The sequence below is a fragment of the Microbacterium sp. 69-10 genome (assembly GCF_001897945.1).
Taxonomy (GTDB): domain Bacteria; phylum Actinomycetota; class Actinomycetes; order Actinomycetales; family Microbacteriaceae; genus Microbacterium.
The window spans coordinates 12041-32883 of record NZ_MKRT01000018.1; the positions used below are offsets into that span (position 1 = coordinate 12041).

Annotated in this window: 19 protein-coding genes and 1 pseudogene; 6 read left to right on the top strand and 14 right to left on the bottom strand. The window is 68.4% G+C overall.

Translation table 11 applies throughout. The annotated features are described in order from the left end of the window. The 7 genes from BGN97_RS06880 to BGN97_RS06910 form a co-directional block, all read right to left on the bottom strand. On the bottom strand, positions 1-1938 hold a 1938-nt coding region (locus BGN97_RS06880; RefSeq protein ID WP_292699271.1), incomplete at its 3' end, for a helicase-related protein. Between the two features lie 269 nt (positions 1939-2207). Next, a complete protein-coding gene (locus tag BGN97_RS06885) occupies positions 2208-3140 on the bottom strand; it encodes an alpha/beta hydrolase (RefSeq protein WP_363331416.1) in 933 nt (310 codons plus the stop codon). Next, positions 3133-4122, bottom strand: coding sequence for an ABC transporter permease (locus BGN97_RS06890; protein WP_292699276.1), 990 nt, complete (start codon positions 4120-4122; stop codon positions 3133-3135). Before BGN97_RS06890 ends, BGN97_RS06885 begins: the two co-directional genes overlap by 8 nt. After that, a complete protein-coding gene (locus tag BGN97_RS06895; RefSeq protein ID WP_292699279.1) occupies positions 4119-5639 on the bottom strand; it encodes a sugar ABC transporter ATP-binding protein in 1521 nt (506 codons plus the stop codon). Before BGN97_RS06895 ends, BGN97_RS06890 begins: the two co-directional genes overlap by 4 nt. Beyond that, positions 5636-6514: a sugar ABC transporter substrate-binding protein gene (locus tag BGN97_RS06900; protein ID WP_292699281.1), complete on the bottom strand. Its 879-nt coding sequence runs from the start codon at positions 6512-6514 to the stop codon at positions 5636-5638. The genes BGN97_RS06895 and BGN97_RS06900 overlap by 4 nt, the downstream gene beginning before the upstream one ends. Before the next feature lie 238 nt (positions 6515-6752). Next, entirely contained in the window at positions 6753-7937 is a 1185-nt protein-coding gene (locus BGN97_RS06905) for an ROK family protein (protein ID WP_292699283.1), read from the bottom strand. Positions 7938-7975: 38 nt separating this feature from the next. Next, complete coding sequence (locus tag BGN97_RS06910) at positions 7976-10252, bottom strand: glycoside hydrolase family 97 protein (protein ID WP_292699286.1); 2277 nt, start codon at positions 10250-10252, stop codon at positions 7976-7978. Positions 10253-10374: 122 nt separating this feature from the next. On the opposite strand from BGN97_RS06910, the pseudogene BGN97_RS06915 reads away from it, so the two are divergent. Then, a pseudogene (locus BGN97_RS06915) lies at positions 10375-10825 on the top strand (transposase); the annotation flags it as partial. 274 nt (positions 10826-11099) lie between these two features. On the opposite strand, the gene BGN97_RS06920 reads toward BGN97_RS06915, so the two are convergent. The 7 genes from BGN97_RS06920 to BGN97_RS06950 all read right to left on the bottom strand — a co-directional run bounded on the left by BGN97_RS06920 (position 11100) and on the right by BGN97_RS06950 (position 16599). After that, complete coding sequence (locus tag BGN97_RS06920) at positions 11100-11435, bottom strand: DNA polymerase ligase N-terminal domain-containing protein (RefSeq protein ID WP_292699288.1); 336 nt, start codon at positions 11433-11435, stop codon at positions 11100-11102. A 243-nt stretch (positions 11436-11678) separates the two neighbouring features. Continuing rightward, on the bottom strand, positions 11679-12677 hold the full coding sequence (locus tag BGN97_RS06925) for an IS481 family transposase (RefSeq protein ID WP_292699290.1): 999 nt from the start codon (positions 12675-12677) through the stop codon (positions 11679-11681). Between the two features lie 262 nt (positions 12678-12939). Further along, a complete protein-coding gene (locus BGN97_RS06930; protein WP_363331418.1) occupies positions 12940-13383 on the bottom strand; it encodes a nucleotide-binding domain containing protein in 444 nt (147 codons plus the stop codon). 125 nt (positions 13384-13508) lie between these two features. Next, the gene (locus BGN97_RS06935; RefSeq protein ID WP_292699291.1) at positions 13509-13652 is read right to left on the bottom strand and encodes a hypothetical protein; all 144 of its coding nucleotides are present in this window, start codon (positions 13650-13652) and stop codon (positions 13509-13511) included. A gap of 51 nt (positions 13653-13703) precedes the next feature. Continuing rightward, entirely contained in the window at positions 13704-14234 is a 531-nt protein-coding gene (locus BGN97_RS06940; protein ID WP_292699293.1) for a hypothetical protein, read from the bottom strand. Positions 14235-14443: 209 nt separating this feature from the next. Continuing rightward, the gene (locus BGN97_RS06945) at positions 14444-16063 is read right to left on the bottom strand and encodes an SPFH domain-containing protein (RefSeq protein ID WP_292699296.1); all 1620 of its coding nucleotides are present in this window, start codon (positions 16061-16063) and stop codon (positions 14444-14446) included. Positions 16064-16170: 107 nt separating this feature from the next. Continuing rightward, positions 16171-16599 carry a MarR family transcriptional regulator gene (locus BGN97_RS06950; RefSeq protein ID WP_292699299.1) on the bottom strand — a complete coding sequence of 143 codons (429 nt, stop codon included), beginning with the start codon at positions 16597-16599 and terminating at the stop codon, positions 16171-16173. A 248-nt stretch (positions 16600-16847) separates the two neighbouring features. Here BGN97_RS06950 and BGN97_RS06955 point away from each other — a divergent pair, with 248 nt between their 5' ends. From BGN97_RS06955 to BGN97_RS06975, 5 genes are all read left to right on the top strand, one after another. Further along, a complete protein-coding gene (locus BGN97_RS06955) occupies positions 16848-17741 on the top strand; it encodes an aminoglycoside phosphotransferase family protein (RefSeq protein WP_292699301.1) in 894 nt (297 codons plus the stop codon). 108 nt (positions 17742-17849) lie between these two features. Beyond that, positions 17850-18131: a hypothetical protein gene (locus tag BGN97_RS06960; protein ID WP_292699303.1), complete on the top strand. Its 282-nt coding sequence runs from the start codon at positions 17850-17852 to the stop codon at positions 18129-18131. After that, positions 18131-19396 (top strand): DUF6596 domain-containing protein, encoded by a 1266-nt coding sequence (locus BGN97_RS06965; protein ID WP_292699598.1) that lies wholly within the window; start codon positions 18131-18133, stop codon positions 19394-19396. The genes BGN97_RS06960 and BGN97_RS06965 overlap by 1 nt, the downstream gene beginning before the upstream one ends. Then, positions 19393-19749, top strand: a complete 357-nt coding sequence (locus BGN97_RS06970; protein WP_292699306.1) for a YciI family protein — start codon at positions 19393-19395, stop codon at positions 19747-19749. The genes BGN97_RS06965 and BGN97_RS06970 overlap by 4 nt, the downstream gene beginning before the upstream one ends. Before the next feature lie 38 nt (positions 19750-19787). Next, positions 19788-20549: a hypothetical protein gene (locus BGN97_RS06975; protein ID WP_292699308.1), complete on the top strand. Its 762-nt coding sequence runs from the start codon at positions 19788-19790 to the stop codon at positions 20547-20549. Positions 20550-20843: the final 294 nt, after the last annotated feature.

A 20843-nucleotide genomic window follows, 5' to 3' on the forward strand; every position in this document is an offset into this window, starting at 1 on the left:
CACCTCGAGGCGCTCCGGCGCCAGTTCGTCGAACCGCACCGCCTCCGGCCACGGAAGCAGACGTCGCAGCGCCGATGCCAGGTCCAGACGGTCCACCGGAGTCCCGCCCGCGAGGGCATCGAGCTCCGGTGCCAGCCAGACGTCGATCGCCGCGAGCAGGCCGGCATCCGACACATCGGGCCATGGCGCACCCAGCTCCCGGTGCAGCAGTGCCAGGCGTCGCCGCAACTCGTCCGCAGCATCCCGCCAGGTGAACAGCCCCAGCCCGTCGCGGCGGAGTGCGCGCCGCACTGCATCCCTGCCCTCGTCGGCCGACGCCCGCACCGGCACCGAGGAGCGCACGATCGCGCCGACCCGGCGCTCGCGTCGTGCCTGCACCCGGGAGCCGGCGAACTCGGCCTCGACCCGGTCGGTCATCAGATGGCTCGCGGCGTGCTCCATCTGCTCCTCCGTGAGCACGGCGGCGGCGCGCACGACCGCACCGGAGCCGGCTGCCGCGCGGCCGGAGGCACGGGCGACGTCGGCGACGGCCAGCCACTCGGCATCCGCGAGCGGGCCGCGCACACCGGCCCGGGTTCCGGATGCCAGCAGGAACGTCGCCCCCTCGGCCGAGCGCTCCATGCGGCGGGCGATCCGCTCCGGGAACGCCAGCGCGATGACCAGGCCGACGCCGTCCAGGGTGGAGCGGATGCCCGGTGTCGCCGCGATCAGGGGTTCGAGGCGTTCGGCATCGCGACTCCAGCGCCGAGCATCCGGCGAGCGTCCGCCGCGCAGAGACGCGAGTGCGTGCGCGACATCGGCATCCGCCATATGCAGGTCCCCGCCCAGCAGCGCAACGACCTCGGCGGCGAGCCGCGCGCCGACCAGCGGGCCGCCGTCGCGCAGTGCGCGTGCGAGACGCGGATCGGTCGGAATGCGCGCCAGCGCCCGACCCTCGTCGGTGACCCGGCCGTCGTCGTCGACGGCGCCGAGACCGTGCAGCACGCGGACCGCATCGGCAAGGCTGTCGGCGGGCAGCGGGTCGATCAGTCGCAGACCGGTGCCGCCCGGCGCGCCCCAGCAGGCCAGCAGCAGCGCGGCGTCGGCGAGATCGGTGGCGGCGATCTCGGGCGCCGGGCGCGCGGGCGCGGCGGCGTAGCTGCGCTCGTCCACGCAGCGGATCACGGTTCCCGGCCCCTGGCGGGTGGCGCGGCCGGCGCGCTGCACGCAGGACGAGCGAGATGCCGCCGAGGTGACCAGTCCGCTCATGCCGCGTGCACTGTCGCGCACCGGATGCCGGGCCAGGCAGCTGTCGACGACCAGGCGCACACCCGGCACGGTGAGCGAAGACTCCGCGAGGGAGGTCGTCACGATCACGCGCGGCGGATCCTGGGGTCGACGTCCGCGGATCACGGCATCCTGCTCGGCCGCGGGGATCTGCCCGTGCAGCTCCCGCACGTCGAAGCCGCCGCTCGCATCGCGGAGGCGGCGGGCGATCTCGGCCACCTCGCGGGCACCCGGAGCGAACACGAGCACGTCGGCGAACGGGTCCTCGCGGGTCAGGTCGCGGGCAGCGGATGCCGCGGTCCGGGCGACATGATCCAGGAACGCCCACGTCACGCCGCGCTCGTCCAGACGCGGCGCCGGGCTCGGCGCCCACCGCTCGGTGAGCGGGAACGCAGGCACCTCGTGGTCGATGACTGGGGCGGGCGCGGCATCCGTGCCGAGGACGGCGGCGATGCGCGCGGCGTCGAGCGTGGCCGACATGGCGATCAGCACGAGGTCCTCGCGCAGCTCGCGGGCCTCACCGAGCAGACCGACCAGCAGGTCGGTCTCCAGCGCCCGCTCGTGCACCTCGTCGATGATCACGGCGTCCACGCCGTCGAGCCCGGGATCATCCAGCATCCGCCGCAGCAGCACTCCCGCCGTGACGAACTCGACGCGCGTGTCACGGCTCACCGCGCGCTCGCCGCGCACGGTGAAGCCGATGCGGTCGCCGAGGGCGGAGCCGTCCAGCTGCGCGAGCCGGCGAGCGGCGGCGCGCGCCGCGACCCGGCGAGGCTGCGTGAGGGCATGGCCATAGACATCTCGCCTCGCCCGCTGGCGTACTGGACCAGGAAGGTGCCGCAGAGGAAGCTATCGATGACGTACCCGACAGCGGCGTTGGGGCCTGACTGCAGAGCGCGGCGCGAACGCGTCGCCCGTCAACCCGGTATCCCCGCCTGGAATCAGAGCATATAGCGCCGCAAGAACTGAACTTGATCCCCCACCGACGCCTTGGCCAGCGCGGACTCGGGGGCGAGTTGATCGAACACGTGGTACGCGCCCGACCAGACGCGAAGATCGACCGCCACGTCTGCCGCGATCAAACGGCTCGCGAACTCGACGCCCTCATCGCGCAGGGGGTCGAACTCCGCGGCGAGCACATAGGTGGGAGGAAGCCCGTACAGCGCAGCGGCACGCGCCGGTGCCGCATAGCCGTCGGCGGAGGCTCCTCGCAGGTAGAGAGACCACATCTCCCGCGTGTTTGCGGCGTCCCAGACGGGAGAGTCCGTGAAGGCCAGCGAAGATCGCGATGCGAGCCTGTCGTCGAGCGCGGGGAACAGCAGTAGCAGAGCCCTCGGGCGCAGGGCATCCGCGTCGCTAAGCCGGAGCGCCAGCCCCGCCGCGAGCGCTCCCCCCGCGCTCACGCCGCCGATCGCGAGGCGCTCCCCGTCGATCCCCGCGAGGTCGGTGCGCATCCACTCGAGCACGGCGAGCGCATCATCGAGCGCCGCCGGATACGGGTGCTCCGGCGCGAGTCGGTACTCCGGTGTGACCACGATGCACCCCGCCTCGGCCGCGTACCTCAGGCTTCTCGCGTGTTCGGCGCCCCTGTCGCCGCCGACGAAGGCTCCGCCGTGGAGCATCAGCAATCCGGGCGCGGTGGCTTCGATCCCGATCGGCGTGTGGACGCGGACGTCGATCGATCTGTCACCGAGGTCGAGGAGACGCTCAGTGACGTCGACTCTGGAGCCGTACAGCTCTTCGGCTCGCGCAGTCGGAAGCCCGACCGAGCTCATGAGGACGCGCGCCCTGTCGAGGTCCTTCGCAAGGTCGGGGCGTTCACCCCCAGCCACGGCGGCAGCAAGCTCAGGATCGATTCCGCGCACGTCAGTCATCGTCACGTGCCCGCCACCGGTCGATTCCCAGGGCGATGATCAGCACGACTCCGGTCGCGATCCCTTGCACGTAGGACGAGACGTTCAGGATCACCAGACCGTTGCTGAGCACCGCGAGGAAGATGATGCCGAGCAGGGATCGCATCACGCTTCCCCGACCGCCGAAGAGCGAGGTACCCCCAAGTACGACGGCAGCGAAGATGTCGAACTCCGCTCCTGTGCCGTTGCTCGGCGCTCCCGAGCCCAACCGACCCGCGAGAAGAACACCCGCCACGGCCGAGAGGGCACCGGCGACGATGAAGATCTGGATGGCCTGTCGGCGCACGCGCAGCCCAGCCGTGCGTGAGGCGCGCGCCGACGATCCGATCGCGTAGGTGCGCATTCCCCATGCCGTCTTGCGCATGACGAACCACGCCACCAGGTAGGCGATGAGAACGAGGAGGACGCTCACGGGGATCGGGCCGATCGAGCCGACGCCGACCCACGAGAGCAGGTCGAACCCTTCGGTGCTGGGAGCGGCAATCGACTGTCCTCCGGTGAACAGCAGCGCCGCTCCTCGGATGACGAGTGCCGTCGCAAGGGTTGCGATGAACCCGGGGATCTTCAGCCCTTCGGTGAGCAGGCCGTTGCCCAGGCCAAGCAGTGCGCCCAGCGACACCGCTGCCAGCATGGCGAGGGCGGCGGGCACACCGGCCTGCATCAGTGACACGCAGACGATGCCGGATGCCGCGATGACGGCGCCCTGGCTGATGTCGAGCCTTCCGGCGATGAGGATCATTGTGGCGCCGATGGCGGCGACGCCCAGCACAGCGGACTGCCGGAGGATGACGAAGAGGTTGTCGACGGTGAAGAACGTCGTCGACAGTACCGCGAACACGACGATCATGAGCACTAAAGCCGCGGGGAGCACGAGGAGGGTCGGATCGATCTTCCTCCGGCGCGGAGCGGTCGGCGCATCGGGTAGAGCGAGAGCGGTGTTCATTGTGCGCCTCCAGTGGCAGCTGACATGAGAAGTTGTTCGGTGGCCTCCCCGGCCGCCATCTGGGCGACTACCTCGCCCCGCCGCATCACGAGGATCCGGTCGCACGCGGCGAGGAGTTCAGGGATCTCGGAGCTCACCATGAGCACCGCGACACCCTTGCGCGTGAGGTCGCCCACGGTCGTGAGCAGGTCGTGCTTGGCGCGGACGTCGATGCCGTGCGTGGGCTCGTCGAGGATGAGTACGCGCAGTTCCTCTGCGAGAAGCCGCCCCAGGAGAACCTTCTGCTGGTTCCCGCCGGAGAGGTCCCGGATGTCGAGGGAGTCGTCGGCCGCTTTGATACGCAGCCGTTCGAACATCTCGCCGACGAGTCGGGTGATCGCCCCGGTGCGGAGGACTCCCGCTCGAGCGGTGTCTCTCGGCGCGCGCACCGCGATGTTCCTCCGGACACTGAGCCCGGGGAGGATCCCTTCGAAGCGGCGATCTTCCGACAGGCACGCGACGCCCATCGAAAAGGCATCTGCTGCGCTCTTCGGTCGGTAGGCGGACCCGTCGATCGTCATCGTGCCGGAGCTGGTCGGCGTCAGTCCGGCGAGGGCTCGCGCGAGGGAGGATTTGCCTGCGCCGACGAGCCCGAAGAGCCCGATGACCTCGCCGGTGCGCAGATCGAGATCCAGCGGAGCACGCCCGTGCACGCCGATGCCCTCCGCGGAGAGCATCACGCGGCCCGGCGTAGCCCTCTCGGCCTCCCGGGTCAATGCCTGCGCACCCGGCACCATCGCTTCAACGACTTCGGACATGCTCGTGTCGTCGACGCCGTACTCCCCTGCGACCTGGCCGTCCCGAAGGACGACGACACGATCGCACAGCGCGGATACCTCGTTGAGTCTGTGCGAGATGAACACAACACCCACGCCCTCGTCACGGAGCGCCCGCATCACGGTGAAGAGACGCTCCGCTTCGAAGGGTGTCAGCGACGACGTGGGCTCGTCCAGGAGCAGCACCGAACCGGCACTGCGCAGCGCGCGAGCGGCTGCCACGAGCTGCTGGTCGCCAATGGCGAGGTCGCCCACCAGCGTCGACGGCTCGAGCTGCAGTCCGACGCGCGCGAGCGCAGCCACCGCGGAGTCGCGCATCTTCCCCCGATCGAGGATGCCCCGACGTCGGAACGCCCGCTCGTCTCCGAGCGCGAGGTTCTCGGCGATGGTCAGGTCGGGCACGAGGTCGAGCTCCTGTCGGACCACGCCGATACCGTAGTGGGCGGCACGACGCGGCGCATCGAGCATTACGTCGCTGCCGCGCACGGACAGCGTTCCCGTGTCGGGGGTCAGTTGGCCGGTGAGGACGTTGATCAGGGTGGACTTGCCGGCGCCGTTGGCGCCTGCGAGTCCGAGGATCTCGCCCTCCCGGATGGTCAGATCGACCCCGCGGAGAGCAGCCACACCCCCGAAGGACTTCCCTATGCCCTGGGCTCGCAGCGCGGGGGCGCCCTGGGTCGTCTCGGTGAGGGGTCCGGTCATGAGAGCGAATCGAGGATGCTCTGCGCGTTGTCGGCGGTGACGAGCTCGACGGGAACGATCTGCTCACGTTCGACGGACTCGCCCCTCGCGAACTTCAAGACGGTGTCAGCGATGACGTTGCCCTGAGCGACCGGGAACAGACCGACGGTGGATACGACCTGGCTGGACAGCACGTAGTCTAGGATCCGCTTGTCCTCGCCGCCGGTGACGACCCCGACGTCCTTGCCTGCGGTGCGTCCGCTGGAGGTGATCGCCGAAACCGCGCCCAGAGCGCTGGAGTCGTTGAGCCCGATGATGAGGTCCAAATCAGGGTGGGCCTGGAGGATCACTGAGGTCTGCGCGTTGCCGGTGTCTTCCTGGTAGGCCTCCACCTCGCTCACGAGATCCCAGTTCCCCTCGCCGAGCACCTCGTCGATGCCGTCGATCGCTCCCTGGTGCCGGTCGATGAGCGGGTCGCCGCCGGAGTCCTGGTGGAGGATGGCAACTTTGGGCTTCTCTCCGGCGCGGTTCTCCTTCAGCCAGTCACCGGCGCTGGTGCCCTCGAGCCTGCCGAAAGCATGGTCGTCGAGGTTGAAGGTGATGTCGGCTTCGGGGATCGACGTGGCGAGTCCGACGACAAGGACGCCCTGATCCTTGAGCCGCTTGGCGATCGGGCTCACGGCTTTCGGGTCGGTCGGCGTCACGATGACCGCTTTCGCTCCGGCGGCGACAAGGTTCTCGATGCCGCTCACCTGCTTGCCGGAGTCGGCGTCCGGGTCGGAGGTGGTCACCGTGATTCCGCACGGCTCGAATCCTTCGGTGAGCCCCTTCTCCACGAAGGGGAAGTAGCCGCCCGTGTTCGAGTACGGGGAGTACCCCACTTTGGTGAGGGTCACACCGTCACATTCGGCCGGTCGGTTCCCGGCATCGGGGGCGGTGGCCTGACAGGCAGTGAGCGCGATGGCCGCAACGGCCACCAAGGCCGCAGCGCCGAGGCGAAGTCGATTGATCACTTGCTCTCCTTTGTGCGAGTGTGCCCGGGGCCGACGACTTCTCCGTCGGATCAGACGATCCGGGCGACGCCACTGACTCTATGTGCGTGCCTATTTTTGCGTCAATGAACAAAAAGGAGCGTTAGACGATGCCCTTCATCAGCACGGCTCCCACCGCCCCGAGAGCCGCAGCTCCTCGCCCGAGAGCGCCGACCCGCACCGGGGTGTCGGCACAGGCGGGCAACGCATGAGCACGGATTCCCTCCTCGACGCGATCCTCGATGTCACGCGAGGCGCGGCTCAATGCGCCACCGAGGATGACGGCGCCAGGGTCGATGATGTTGCACAACGACGCTGTCGCGCGTCCGATCGACTCATAGGCCTCAGCGAAGACTGCACGCGTGCCGGCTTCGCCTGCCGCGAGGCGGCGCATCACCTCTTTCCACTCGGGCGTATGTCCGTAAGACACCGACAAACCGCGCATGATGGCGGGCACACCGACCACGGTCTCCAGGCATCCGCGCCCGCCGCACCGGCACCGCTCCCCCCCGGGGACGAGAACCATGTGCCCGAACTCTCCGGCGACGCCGGTCGCACCGGAGACGATGCGACGGTTCAGCACGTAGGCCCCGCCGACCCCCGAGTGCAGCTTGAGGTAAAGGAAGCTGTCGAAGTCGCGCCCCGCGCCCCACAGCAGTTCCGCGTAGCACGCGAGCCTCGTGTCGTTACCGAGGACGATCGGACAAGGCAGGTACTCGCTGGCGCGAGCCACGACATCCCCAGACCAATGCGGGAGGAGACTGTGCAGTGAGGGGGCGTTGTTCTCGTAGTCGATGGGGCCGCTGATGGCGATGCCCGCCCCGACGATGTCCGACCACTCGATCGCCGCAGACGCGAGCATGTCCTCGATCATGTCGCGTGCGCTGGCCAACGCCTCGTCGGGACCGTAGTCGTCGCCGAGCTCCCGCTCGTCCGATGCGAGGATCGTGTGGTCGACGCTGGCGAGGATCGTTCGCACCGACCGATACCCGAAGTCGATCCCGATGGTGGCAGCGCGGCCGACGACCAGCCGCAACTGCGCAGTGGGTCGTCCGCGGCGGCCGGGCTCGGCGGCCACCTCCTCTCCGATGACCCCCTCGTCCAGAAGCAGCGTCGCCACTCGAGTCACGAGCGTGCGAGACCATCCCAGCTCGGCCATCACCTGTGCCCGGGACATCGCCCCCTTGGCTGCGATGAGATTGATGAGTTCGGCAAGCTTCGTCCGACGACCCTCGGACACGGTACGGAGCCCGCGCAGCGGGTCTTGGTAGCCCGGGTGCTTCGCCATGGAAGCAGCATAGTTGGAGGCACCCGGGCCACGAGAGGTCATCCGAACCAGAACATCTGCAACGTGTCACCGGAGCGGTACGGCATCTGACGCAGCGGCGTTCCCCACTCCGAGTCGGTCACGGTCAGATAGAGGCCGCTGTGTCGATTCAGGATGCGGAATCGCCCTGCGCCGGCGTCCTCGAGGAGCCATTCGTCATTGGTGACGGCGGGGTTGCCGTAATCGTGCTGGATCGCCTTCGCGCCGGGCGAAGCACCCGCATCGAGGATCACGACGTCGCGACCGCTGTGTTGCGCAACGATTCGCACATAGCCATCGCCGAGGGGCAACAGGGAGAAGTAGTTGTTCGTGTCCCCGCTGGCGGGCCACTGCACGATCGCATCGCCGTTCGCCGTGCCAGCGAAGGCGACGTTGACGGCGAGCCCGCTCTGCTGGACACGGATGCGTATCGCCGACGTCGGGACGGACACTGCACGTGTGAACCGCACGGCGTGGCCGCCGTTGGCTACGGCGGTCGGGATACTCAACGTCGATCCGGCGGTGATGAGCTGCGTCGTCCGGCGCAGAGTGCCATTCGGGGCATCATCGACGATCTCTGCGAGCCACGGCCCCGTGCCGAGGAAGGAGGTCGAATAGCTGATGGTTCCTGGGGCACCGACCTTCATGGCGCCGAGGTACCAGCGCTCGTTGCTGCGTCGGGCGACCACGCCGCCTGTTTCCGGTGTTCCTCCGACGAGGCGGGTTTCGTCCCAGACTACGGGGACGGAGCGCATCCACCATTCGCTGATAGGCCGCGCCTGATAGGCGCTGCGGGTTCCTGCCGGTAACAGGAGCCCTGTGTCGAAGAGAACGGTCGCGGCGAGCTCGACGGCGTCGCTGTTCGGCTTGCCGTTCTGGAACCCAAGCGGCGTGTAGTCCGTGCCGCCGAGAGCGCCGCGCGTGAAGGGTGACGCAGCGACGTGAGTGATCGTGCGGTCGCCGAGGAACTCGCCCCCGCGAATCGCCTCCGACGTCAGCAGATGAGGCCACGTCCGCGACGACCCCTGCGGGAGACGCGAGCCGTGGAAGTCGACCATGAGCCGGAACCTGGCAGTGTCGGCGAGGGTCGATTCGTACCAGGCGTAGCGGTTCAGTGAGTCGCTGTCCATGAAGTCGATCTTCACACCCTTGACGCCCCAGTCACGGAACCGCGTGAACGTGGCCTCGCGCTGTGCAGCGGTCTCGAGGTCGGCGGAGTGCACCCACAACAGGATGCCGACGTTACGCTGCGCGGCATAGTCGACAAGCTCCGGAACCCAGGTCTGCCCCTTCCACCCTCCGTCGACGAGCGAGTACGCCCATCCCTGACTCGAGGCGTAGTCCACCCATGCCTTCTGTTGCGACAACGACGCCTGGCCGCTTTCGTATCCGTCGAGCCAGTTCCACGCCGAGACCCCAGGGCGGATCCACGAGATGTCGGAAATGCGCGACGGACGGGCGACGTCGTCCACAAGCGTGGACTGGAAGACGGCGGAAGGTGTGCCGACCGAGACCACCCGCCACGGCGTCATCCCTCCGGCCGCGACGGGGATAGATGCCGTCGCGAGACCAATTTCGAATCCTGACGCACCCCACCTGTTCAGTCCTCCACCCGAGAACGTGCCGTCCGGGTCCCCTTCCGAGATCTGCACCGCCATGCCGTTGGTGCGCCGGAGCAGGCTGCCGAACTCGTAGCTCCCCGCGCTCAGCGCGCCGACGGTGGTCGTCGACCAGGGGGTCTCGTGCGGCCCGGCGTATGCCGCGGTCGTGATCAGCGTGTCGGCGGGGAACTGGAACTCCGTCGCATCGTCGATGACGGTTCCCGCCGCGGGGAGCACGTACCGGAACGCGACCCCGCTCTGCGAAACTCGCACGACCACACTCAGCTGCACCCCACCCCTGGCGAAGGTGAAGGTCGAGATCGTCGCCGCCCTCGACCGCTCCCGCGACTTTCCGGAGAGCATCGTGTAGTTGTCGACGATCGAACGGTCGCTCCGTCCGACGAACTCGAGCTGCTGGGTGAAGTCCGTCGTGGTCGTGCGCAGGGCGAGCTGCCCCGGGTCGAGGGCCGGCGTGCAGTCCCGTGACGCAGCAAGGGTGAGACGTCCGTTGCCGTCCAATGCGAGGGTCGCACGCGTGCCTCCGCAGATGCCGCTCGCACCGGGCTGAGAGACCTCCCAGGACGCGGTCGACGCAGCGGAGGCGGGGGCCGCCTCGCCCGCGCCGACGGCGAGGACACTGAGGAGGACGGCGACGGCTCCCGCCGTCCACCGATGAGAGGGGGTAGGTCTGGGCATGGGAACTCTCCTTACGGCATCGTCGACGAGGAAGGCGGCGCAGCCACCTCGCCACAGGCTATGAGCCGACCGTTTTTTGCGTCAACGAACAAATACCCCTCGCAGCGTACGGACGCAGCCGTAGTGAGGTCGAGCGGCTGGTCGACGCACACCTTCTTCAGTCCGTCCTGACGAGCATGCCCGGAGTCGGCGCCAGGACAGCGGGGCGACTACTCACCGAAGTCGCCGATAAGCACTTCTCCACAGCCGGACAGCTCGCCGCCTTCGCCGGCCTCGCACCCTTAACTTGAAGATCCGGTAATCGATCCGCGGTGGGCAGCCCGTCACGATGCGGGTACAGAATCCTGGAGAATGCCATGTTCCTAATCGGTATCCGCTGCACTCCTTGACCTCGGCTCCCGCGCCTTCGACGGCCACAGGATCGCCCAGAGCAAGCGTCACAACCATGCGCTCCTCGCACTCGCTCGGCGCCTGTCCGACGTCCTCTACGCCATGCTCAGGGATGGCGCCCTCTTGCAGTCACCGGCAGAGCGGCTGAGCGGCGTGATCGGCATTCCCATGTCGGGTGAGTGATTCGGCGCAGTTCCGCCATGTCCGACACGAGGTGAAAGATGAGGAGGAGAACTCACGACAGCAAATCGCTTCAATCCGATATGCATCCGCTGATCCTGTCGCGGGCGACCATAATGTAGAGGTTCACGAGCTCGTGCGAGCGATGGCACTCCGACCTCACGCCACCCCACAAGACGGGAGACATCGGCGTTGTCGGCGAGCTGCAACACCAATGTCTGGGCCCGAATACGTCCTGCAGTGACGGCGTTACTTCCTGCGCCCTGGCGGATGCGGATCAGCGCGAGCCTGGCAGCTCCCCCGCCGAGCCCACCCGAACCTGGCCGTGCAGCGTGACGATGATCTCGTCGTCGGACCACCTCTCCAGGTCGTAACTCCCGTGATCCCAGATCTCGACGTGCCCGGCGCCGTACTGCCCTGCGGGGATTCCTGTGGAAGCCCACATGCGCAAGAGGACTGTCCTCGATGTGGAGGGGGCGAGATGGTTACCCTCAGCGAGAGCGGGTACGCTCAGTTGGCCAGAAGGCCATGGATTTTCCAACCACAGGTCGAAATGCTGGTGCCGCGCAACGTGCTTGCGACCACGATAGACCTGCCGTTTGTGGCAGCGCACTCCCGGGACGAGGCATGTGAGCTGGGGCTCTGCGGGTCTTACTTGGCTGCAAGACCTTGGCTCCGTTGTTCTGACTCCAGACGATCAGCACCCTCCGTTGCGACTGGTCTTGCTAAGGTCCGCGGCAAACAGGTCCAAGTGAGCGCCCGATGTCAGCAGTGTGTCTCGACGGTCCTCAGAACACCGAGCGTCCCGTGCACATGGACGCCCCAATGGCGGGAATCCGGTCAGGATCCACGGCGGCTAGGTGTGCTGTCCAGGCAGGTTGTTTTGGATTCTGCTGATGGGTGGGGCCCCGATTGCGGAGTGGTGCCTGTGATGATTGTAGAAGTGTAGCCAGCCTGGTAGCGCCATGCGACGCTCGGCTTCTGATCCGTAGAACCGGGCGTAGGCCCAGCCGTCGGCGAGGGTGCGGTGGAAGCGTTCGATCTTCCCGTTGGTCTGTGGCCGGTAAGGGCGGGTCTTCTTCGCCGTGATCCCGAGTTCTGCGCAGGCATCGCGCCAGGCGTGGGACTTGTAGGCGGAGCCGTTGTCCGAGAGGACACGCTCGACGGGGACACCCCGGGCGGCGAACCATGAGACAGCACGACGCAGGACGCCGGTCGCCGTCTGCGCTTTCTCGTCAGAGCAGATCTCGGCGTAAGCAACACGGGAGTGGTCGTCGATGACGGTGTGGACGAACGCGGTGCCCAACCGGGGCTCATAGCGGTGGTTCCTGCTTTGCAGACGGGTCGCGGTGGCCTCCCGGTTGCGTTCGCCCTGGACGCGGCCGACGAACCGCCATCCGCCGCCGTCGGGGATGTTGCCGAACTTCGTGACGTCGACATGGATCAGCGAGCCGGGATGGTCGTGCTCGTATCGTCGGATGGGTTCTCCCGTGACCCGATCGATGTGGCTGAGCCTGTTGATTCGACATCGCACGAGCACTGCGTGGATGGTCGAGGCGGGCAGCCCGAGTTCACCGGCGATCTGGGCCGGGCCGAGACGGCCCCGCCACCGCCGCTTCACGATCCGCTTGACCACGGGCAGTGGCGTCTTCGTCGGCATCGATCGCGGCCGACTCGAACGATCGGTCATCCCGGCGGGGCCCTCCAGCCTCAGCCGAGCCGCCCATTTTCGAGCCGTGACGGGAGAGACCATGAACATCTTCGCCGCGACCTGCGGTGACCAGCCGTCCTCGACGATCAGGCGCGCCAGGCGGAGTCGAGCGCGCGGGGTCAGGGCAGCGTTAGCGTGGGACACGAGGGCCTCCTGGTACGTGAAGCGGTTGAACTCAACAGCTCCACTTCACAACCGGAGGCCCTCACCTCTCAGCTATTCACGGCCGTGTCGCCGAAACAACGTCCCTGGACATCACACCTAGGTCAAGGCGTGGGGAGTCTGCTTTCACAGCACGACTTCTCGCCGCATTCGATGATGTCAACTACGCGTGGGGAAGCAAAGGAAGACAACCTCGCCGAAAGCGATACGCAAACCCTAGGCCCTCGAGTGCGCCGGGGCGTGGTCAGATCGGGGCGACGCCCGAACCCCCTCCGAATGCGCGAAGGACCTCGACGAGCGTGTCGGCCTCGCCGACGTTGCCCGGCACGACTACGTAGAGCAGCTCACGGCCGTCGAACGCCGTGAGGCGCCACACCGAGATGCCCGGCAGAACCTGTCCGAGCACGAGAGCGGCGTAGGCCCCGAGGCCGGCACGCGCGACCTCGGCCGACGTGATGCCACCTTTGGCCACCACCACGTCGGCCTCTGGCAGCGCGGTGCGTACGGCGGTCGTGAGTGCGCACATCACCCTCTCACCGTGACCCAGGGTGCCGTGGTCCGCACGGCGCGTGCGCTCCGTGCTCAGCACCGCGAGTCTCCCCCGAGCGAGTACGGCCTTGGCACGCTCGCCCGCCTCGGTGCCGGCTGCGAGCGGATCGGCCAGCGCATCATCGGTTTCGATGACGATCTGCTCACCACTCGCATCTACGCCCGAATTGGGCTCTCCTTAGGTCAGTATCTCGTCGCATCGGACGAGTCGACGTTCGCCTCGCCCAGCCGTCGGCAGGAACGACGCCCAATCAACTACTGGGGTCAGAGATTCCATGTGGTATTACCGGTGCCTGGAGGAGCGCTCACGACGACCGCGGCGCTCGTGTCGAGCGCTTCGGACAGCGCCGGCAGGGCATCGGCGAAGGACAGCCCCGCGCCGATCGCGGCGAGATCGAAGGCGGGCATGCATCCAGTCTGCCGTGCGGGCGGACCTCCTGCCGCGCCGCGGCCTCCGCGCTACATGTTGATGATCACAGCGGCGACGACGAGTGTGACGACGGCGATGACCAGGGCGGTGCCGCATCCGATGGCCATGATCGCGGGGTAGCCCAGCCGGGAGACACGGGCGCCGGACGCGCGCGAGGCCGCGAGGAACTGCGCGCCGCCGCCGGCGCTGAACGCCTGCGCGGCGCCCGCCTGGTTCGCAAGTCGTCCCGCGGTGCTCGCCGCCTCGAGGATGGGGGAGCCGGTGATGTTGCCCGTGAGGCCGGTGACGTTGAGCCTGACGGCGCGGTCGACCGCCGCCGGGTCCGCGAGGATCGGGTAGCTCTGACCGCGCACAACCAGGGTGATGCGCTGGGCGGCCGACTTCACGACCACCTCGCCCGCGGGCACACTGAAATGCTGCACCCAGCCGGCGGGGGTGGCGACCCACAGGGTCACCATGCCCTGCCCGACGACCGCCTGCGCGGGATTCCAGCCTCCGGTGGCGCGATCGACGAGAGCTCCCGAGAAGACGGCGTACGGGAGCTGGTTCGGCATCGTCATGCTTCGAGTGTACGGAGCGGTCTTCGCAGGCATCCGGATGCCCGATCGTGCCCGGTACATTCTGGGGGCCGACACGCCACATTTCGGACGTTCTCGCGGGAAACGTCCGAAATCTGGCGTGTCGACCCCCGATGTGTGTCGCGGATGCCGGACACGTGCGCGCACGAAGATGGGGCCGCCCCGGAGGACGGCCCCATCTCAGACGTGGATCACTCCGCGGCGGGTTCGGCCGCGGGGGCGGCCTTGGGCGCGGCGGTCTTCGGCGCTGCTGCGGTCTTCGTCGCGGATGCTGCGGGTGCGGCATCCGCGGCCTGGGCGACGCCCGCGCCGATGCCGCGACCGACGGCCTGACCCTGGATGATCGCCGCGAGGTCGAGGCCGGTGGCGGCGCCGACGCTGTCGAACACGGCGCGCATCGCCTTGGCGTTGTCGCCGCCGATGACGCTGGACGCGCCGTCCTCGCCGGAGCCGCCGATGATGGACACGTTGCCGATGGCCGCGTATCCCTTGGCGAACTCCGCCATGATCGACGGCAGCACCTCGAGCACGCGCTGCGACAGGAACGCCTCCTGGTTCGAGGCGATGGCCTTGGCCTCGGCCTCGACGGCGGCTGCGCGAGCCTCACCCTCGGCACGGATGGCCTCGGCCTCGGCGTTGGCGCGCAGGCGGCGTGCCTCGGCCTCAGCCTCGGCCTGGGCGCGCAGCGCGTTGGCCTCACCGGTCGCCTTCGCCTCGGCGGCGGCGGCCTCACCGGCGGCGCGGGCCTTGTCGGCCTGGGCCTGCTGCTCGGCGATCCGGGTGCGGGCCTCGGCCTGCTTGACCTGCTCGATGGCGGCCGCCTCGGCCGACTTCTCGCGGGTGAACAGGTCGGCCTGAGCCCGGGTCTCCGCCTCGTACCGCTGGGCGTCGGCGACGCGCTTCACATCGGCATCCAGCTGGGCCTGCTTGTTCTCGGCCTGCTGCTGCAGAACGGCCTGCTCGGCCTGGGCGCGGGCGAGCTGCTCGGCCTGCTCGGCCTCGGCGCGGGCGCGGCCGATGCCGGCGTTGGCGTTTGCGGTGTTGGTGTCGAGCGCGGTCTGCTCGATCAGGTTCGCTTCCTGGTTGGCGATGTTCTTCTGGTTGATCGCGCGGTCGGCGTTGGTCTGTGAGATCTCCGCAGCCTGGCGCTTCGCCTGGATCTCGGGTGCGCCCAGCGACTGGATGTAGCCGACCTTGTCGGTGATGCCCTTGATCTGGAAGGAGTCGAGGATCAGACCCTGGTCGGCCAGCTCGCTGGAGACGTCCGCGGCGATCTGATCGGAGAACTTCTTCCGCTCGCGCATCAGCTCCACGACGGACAGGGTGGCGACGATGCCGCGCAGGGCGCCTTCGAGCTGCTCGGTGGTGAACTGCTCGATGGCCTTGTCCTGCGAGGCGAAGCGCTCGGCCGCACGACGCACGTAGAGGGGGTCGGAGCCGATCTTCACGATCGCGACGCCGTCGACATTGAGGGTCACACTGTCCAGCGACTGGGCCTCGGCGTTCAGCAGCACCTGGCGGGAGCGCAGCGAGATGATCTCGTGGCGCTGCGTGATCGGGTTGACCAGCGACTTGCCGTTGACGATGACCGTGACGGGCGACTCCGCCATCTCGGAGCTCGTGCTGCCGTCGGCGTTGAGAACAGCGCGCTGCACCTTCTGCTTGCGGCCCGAGATCACCAGCGCCTCGTCGGCGCGCGCGACCTTGATCCAGCTGCGTGCGAACAGCAGCAGGATGAGTCCGATGACGATCACGGCCACGACGGCTGCGCCGACGATGACCAGGATGCCGATGATTCCGGCGATCTCCATAGAAGTGCCCTTTCCCCTCAGAAGGTGTGATTCAGTCTCCACCCTGCCAGAAGACGGGGAGAAGGCGCGCTCCTCCGGTCCCTGAGCGAGCGAAGCGAGACGAAGGGCTACCGCCCGCGCAGCTTCTCGGTCAGGGCGAGCAGGGTGCTCAGCTCATCGTCGTCGAGCTTCGCCATCCGCTCCGCGATGGATCGGCCGTGCGAGGCTGCGAGGGCGCGGAAGGCTCGTGCGCCGGCATCCGTCGCCGTCACGACGGCGCCGCGGCCGTCTTCCGGATCGGATGCCTTGGTGACCAGCTCGCGTGAGACCATCCGGTCGATCAGCCGCGAGACGCTGGGCTGGCTGATCAGCGAGTTCGCGGTGATGTCGCGCAGGCGTGCGGTCATCTCGCAGGAGCGCACCACGGTGAGCAGGACGTCGTATTCGGCCTGCGTGATCGGGGCGCCGTCGAAGTCCTCGGTCATCTCGCCGAAGAGCTCGTGCTGTGCCCGGAACAGGCTCTCCCAGGCCTGCAGGGCGAGCTGGCGGTCAGTCATGTCAACAGCGTAGTGTCAGCGGCCGACGTCGTGCCGCGGCGAACAAAGTAAGGGCCGGTCGGAGAGGCTTCCGACCGGCCCTTGTCCCTTGCACCAAGAGTGTCCTGCAATCACATGCGGTTCATGCCACAGCAAACATTCACCGTGCGATGAGTGTATAACGGCGAGGTAACGAATGCAACGGTTTGGTCACGGAAATCGGAGCGGGGGTCTCCGAGCGCTCGCCGGTCGCCGACTAGGCTGGCGCGATGGCTGCCGCTCCCGAGGAGATCACTTCTTCGTTGGTCCGCTCGCTCGTCTCGGAGCAGTTCCCTCAGTGGTCAGAGCTCCCGATCCGCCCGGTGCAGGTGCAGGGGTGGGACAACCGCACTTTCCAGCTGGGTGACCGGATGGCGGTCCGTCTCCCGAGTGCTGACGGCTACGTCGCCGGCCTGGTCCGGGAGGAGCAGACGCTCGCCATCCTCGGCTCCACCCTTCCCGTCGCGATCCCGCGGGTCGTGGCGACGGGTGCCCCCTCCGCGGCATTCGATCGCCCTTGGTCCGTTCGCGAGTGGATCGAGGGACACACACTGACCGAGGTCGACGCGCGCCGGCGAGAGGGCGCCATCGGCGGCGTGGGCGACGCCCTGAGGCAGCTGCAGGCCTGCGACACGGCCGGAGGCCCATGGGCGGGGAGCGCATCCGCCTATCGGGGCTGTCACATCAGCGCGGTCGGCGTGGAGATACCGGACCGGCTCTCCTTGCTGGACAAATCCCAGGCCGACAGATGCCGGGCACTCTGGGATGCGGCCGTGACCACCGTCTGGACCGGGCCGCCGGTGTGGGTCCACGGCGATGTCGCGCCCGGCAACATGCTGTTCGACAGCGGCGGCCGGTTGGTGGCCCTGATCGACTTCGGGCAGACCTGCGTCGGCGATCCCGCCTGCGACCTGGCCTTCGCCTGGTTGAGCTGCAGTTCCCGCGAGCGCGATCTGCTGCGCGAGCGGCTGGAGCTGCCCGAGGATGCGTGGTTGCGAGGTGGCGCCTGGGCGCTGTGGAAGGCCCTCATCAGTTCCCCCGAGGACGTGCTCACCAAATACGGGCGCTCACGTGATGCCGTGCTGAGCGACGTGGCCGACCTGGTCACGGGACCGGTTCCGTGATTCCGACACCGGGGCGGGAACGACCTTTCTGACGGTGCCGACGCTGCGGCGGCGGGGCCACGACGGGCGGAAGCGATCACTGCGAGATCGGACAGGATCCGCCGCGCGATGTCGAAACCGTGGGTGTCTGTTCGTGGTCTTGATAGCCGGACGCTGCGGATCCGGTCCAATCCGAAGGGACTTTCCCGCATGTACATGGACCCGATGGGTGCGATCCTCATTCACCGTATCGAGACGGACCAGAACCAGATGAGGGCTGAACGGCGCCGCGTGATCGCCGAGCGCGATGCGGAGCGGCGTGGTACAGACGAAGGAGCGCAGCACGCACCCCCGGCCTTCGAAGGAGATACCAGCATGGCGAAGCACCGACCGTTCCGCTTCGCCTCGTGATGCTGCCGCGCGGCGGAGCCCCTGACGCCATGGCGGCGCTCACCCAGGTGCATCGCGAAGAGTGGGCGCGTATCGTGGCCGGCCTCACACGACGGTTCGGTGACCTCGATCTGGCCGAGGAGATGGCCGCGGACGCGTTCGCGGCCGCCGTCGAGCGCTGGCCGGACCACGGCATCCCGCCGAACCCGGCCGGGTGGGTCACCACCACCGCGAACCGCAGGGCGATCGACCGACTGCGGCGCGAGGCGCATCGGGAGGACAAGCATCGGGAGGCGATCGCGCTGCACGATCCGGAACCGTCCCGACCGATCGGCATCATCGAGGACGACCGGCTGCGTCTGCTGTTCATCTGCTGTCACCCTGCCCTGGCGCTGGACGCTCGAGTGGCTCTGACGCTGAGGATGGTCGGCGGGCTCACTGTCACCGAGATCGCCCGTGCCTTCCTCGTGCAGGACGCGACCATGGGGCAGCGAATCAGCCGGGCGAAGGCGAAGATCAAGTCCGCCGGCATCCCGTTCACCATCCCCGGGGCCGAGGACCTCCCGCACCGCATCGACGGCGTCCTCGCTGTGCTGTACCTCGTCTTCAACGAAGGGTACTTCGCCTCCGGACCCGACACGCCACCGATCCGGCGCGACCTCACAGCGGAGGCGATCCGCCTCACCCGCCTCACCTGCGCGCTTCTGCCCCAGGATGCGGAGGCCGAGGGGCTGCTCGCGCTGATGCTGCTCACCGAAGCCCGGTCCGCTGCACGCGTCTCAGCCGATGGTGAGCTCGTCCGCCTGGACGAGCAGGATCGTGGTTCCTGGGATCGGGCGCTGATCTCCGAAGGCCTCCACCTGATCGAGAAGGCCGAGAGGACGGCTGCCCGACCGGGCCGGTACGTGCTGCTCGCGGCGATCAACGCCGTCCATGACACAGCCCCGCACCCGCGCGACACCGACTGGGCACGCATCGTGACCCTCTACTCCCGCCTCGAGCAGATCGAGCCGAACCCGATCGTCACCCTGAACAAGGCGATCGCCATCTCCGAGCTCGACTCGCCGGACGTCGCGCTCGCGATCGTCGACCGGCTCGCCGACAGGCTCGACGGACTGCACGCCTTCCACGTCACCCGGGCGGAGCTGCTGCGTGCGGTCGGCCGGTCAGCCGATGCGCGGATCGCCTACGACCGTGCGATCGAGCTCGCTGAGAACTCTGCCGAGACCGCACACCTCATCCGCCGACGCAACCAACTCGTCACATCGAACGGAGCACGATCATGAGCAGCACGTACCTCGTCATCCACATGTCCGACGCGACCGGAACCGAACTGCCGCAGGAGGAGGACCAGGCGATCCTCGAGCGCTGGGCGACCGAGGGCAAGACTGCCGGCCGCCTCGAGATGGGCGGACCGGTCGCGGGCCCCGAGCAGGCGAAGTCCGTCGCCGTCCGCGACGGCCGGACCCTCATCACCGACGGCCCGTTCCCGGAGTTCAAGGAGTGGTTCGCTGGCTACGACCTCGTCACCGCCGACTCGATCGACGAGGCCGCAGCGTTCATGGCGAAGCATCCGGTGGCCGTCCTCGGCCGGATCTACATCCTGCCGCTGGTCGAGCTGCCGTGGGAGCGCGGCTGAGCCTTCCCCTCCGGAACCCGCAGTGCTGGACCACCCTCATGGGCCTGCGCACGTGGTATCGATCGACCGGGGCGGATCTACCGTTCCAGAGCCCGCTGCCCGCGCATCCCGGCGTCGCGATGGAGGGCTATTTCTGGCGCATCACCGAGCCCGCGACCGGCCGGGTGATCATCGCCCTGAACGGCGTCAACCGCGGTCCGCACGGGCTCTGGGCGACACTCGGCTTCGCCGCGCGCCCGGCTGCATTCCTGCGCGTGGACGCGCATCCCAGGGCATCCGCTGATCGCGACGGAATCGGCGCACACGCCGGCGACGCCTTCCACGGCGACGATCGGTGGCTGCGCGTCGACCTCGGACCTGACGCGCGGCTGGATGTGACGATCGGCGATCCGCTGCCCTGGCCGCATCGTGCGTTCGGCGGGTCGCGCGTGTTCCAGTCCGTGCCGGCGCTGAACCAGTACTGGCACCCCTGGCTGCTCGGCGGGCGGGCGAACGGCACCGCGACGGTGGACGACGAGACCTGGGAACTGCAGGACGCCCAGATCTACGCCGAGGTGACGGGCCTGGTCGTGCGGCTGCCCGGAGGTCGCGTCATCCGACTAGGAATCCGGGGATCAGCCCGGTGCATGCGGTCGTCGACGATGAACGATGGATGCTCCATTGCCGGGGTCTCGAGTGGACGATCGACGTCGCGGGCACGGCACCGCGCGCAGCATCCCATATCCTGCCCGTGCCGCTGCCCTCCCAGGGACGCAACACGGCGGGTGCACTCGAGCACCTGGCCGGCACGCTCGAGGTGACTGTGCGCCGTCGAGGGCGCGTCGTGTGGGCCGGTCGCTCCGAGCTGGCGGGCCTCGAGCACGGCGGCCTCGACCGGGCGAAGGCTGAACTGGTGCGCCGAGGACTGGATGCGTCGGCCACGCACGCACCGCCTGTCGTCGGCTGACCGAGACGGCGGCGGCGCCGGCCCTGCGTCCGACACAACTCCGGAGTAACGCCCTCGCTGAACCCGTTCAGGGCTCTGCGAGGGCGTTTCGCCTCCGGATCTCCGGAGTTGTGGCGGCCGACCGATCAGCTGAAGACCGGCACCCCGC

Coding starts and splice junctions, on each gene's coding strand:
- BGN97_RS06970 (WP_292699306.1), top strand. CDS start 19,393: ATGAGCAGCACGTACCTCGTCATCCACATGTCCGACGCGACCGGAACC.
- BGN97_RS06965 (WP_292699598.1), top strand. CDS start 18,131: ATGCTGCCGCGCGGCGGAGCCCCTGACGCCATGGCGGCGCTCACCCAG.
- BGN97_RS06960 (WP_292699303.1), top strand. CDS start 17,850: ATGTCGAAACCGTGGGTGTCTGTTCGTGGTCTTGATAGCCGGACGCTG.
- BGN97_RS06935 (WP_292699291.1), bottom strand. CDS start 13,652: ATGCCCGCCTTCGATCTCGCCGCGATCGGCGCGGGGCTGTCCTTCGCC.
- BGN97_RS06885 (WP_363331416.1), bottom strand. CDS start 3,140: ATGACTGACGTGCGCGGAATCGATCCTGAGCTTGCTGCCGCCGTGGCT.
- BGN97_RS06905 (WP_292699283.1), bottom strand. CDS start 7,937: ATGGCGAAGCACCCGGGCTACCAAGACCCGCTGCGCGGGCTCCGTACC.
- BGN97_RS06950 (WP_292699299.1), bottom strand. CDS start 16,599: ATGACTGACCGCCAGCTCGCCCTGCAGGCCTGGGAGAGCCTGTTCCGG.
- BGN97_RS06890 (WP_292699276.1), bottom strand. CDS start 4,122: ATGAACACCGCTCTCGCTCTACCCGATGCGCCGACCGCTCCGCGCCGG.
- BGN97_RS06945 (WP_292699296.1), bottom strand. CDS start 16,063: ATGGAGATCGCCGGAATCATCGGCATCCTGGTCATCGTCGGCGCAGCC.
- BGN97_RS06940 (WP_292699293.1), bottom strand. CDS start 14,234: ATGACGATGCCGAACCAGCTCCCGTACGCCGTCTTCTCGGGAGCTCTC.
- BGN97_RS06955 (WP_292699301.1), top strand. CDS start 16,848: ATGGCTGCCGCTCCCGAGGAGATCACTTCTTCGTTGGTCCGCTCGCTC.
- BGN97_RS06975 (WP_292699308.1), top strand. CDS start 19,788: ATGGGCCTGCGCACGTGGTATCGATCGACCGGGGCGGATCTACCGTTC.
- BGN97_RS06910 (WP_292699286.1), bottom strand. CDS start 10,252: ATGCCCAGACCTACCCCCTCTCATCGGTGGACGGCGGGAGCCGTCGCC.
- BGN97_RS06895 (WP_292699279.1), bottom strand. CDS start 5,639: ATGACCGGACCCCTCACCGAGACGACCCAGGGCGCCCCCGCGCTGCGA.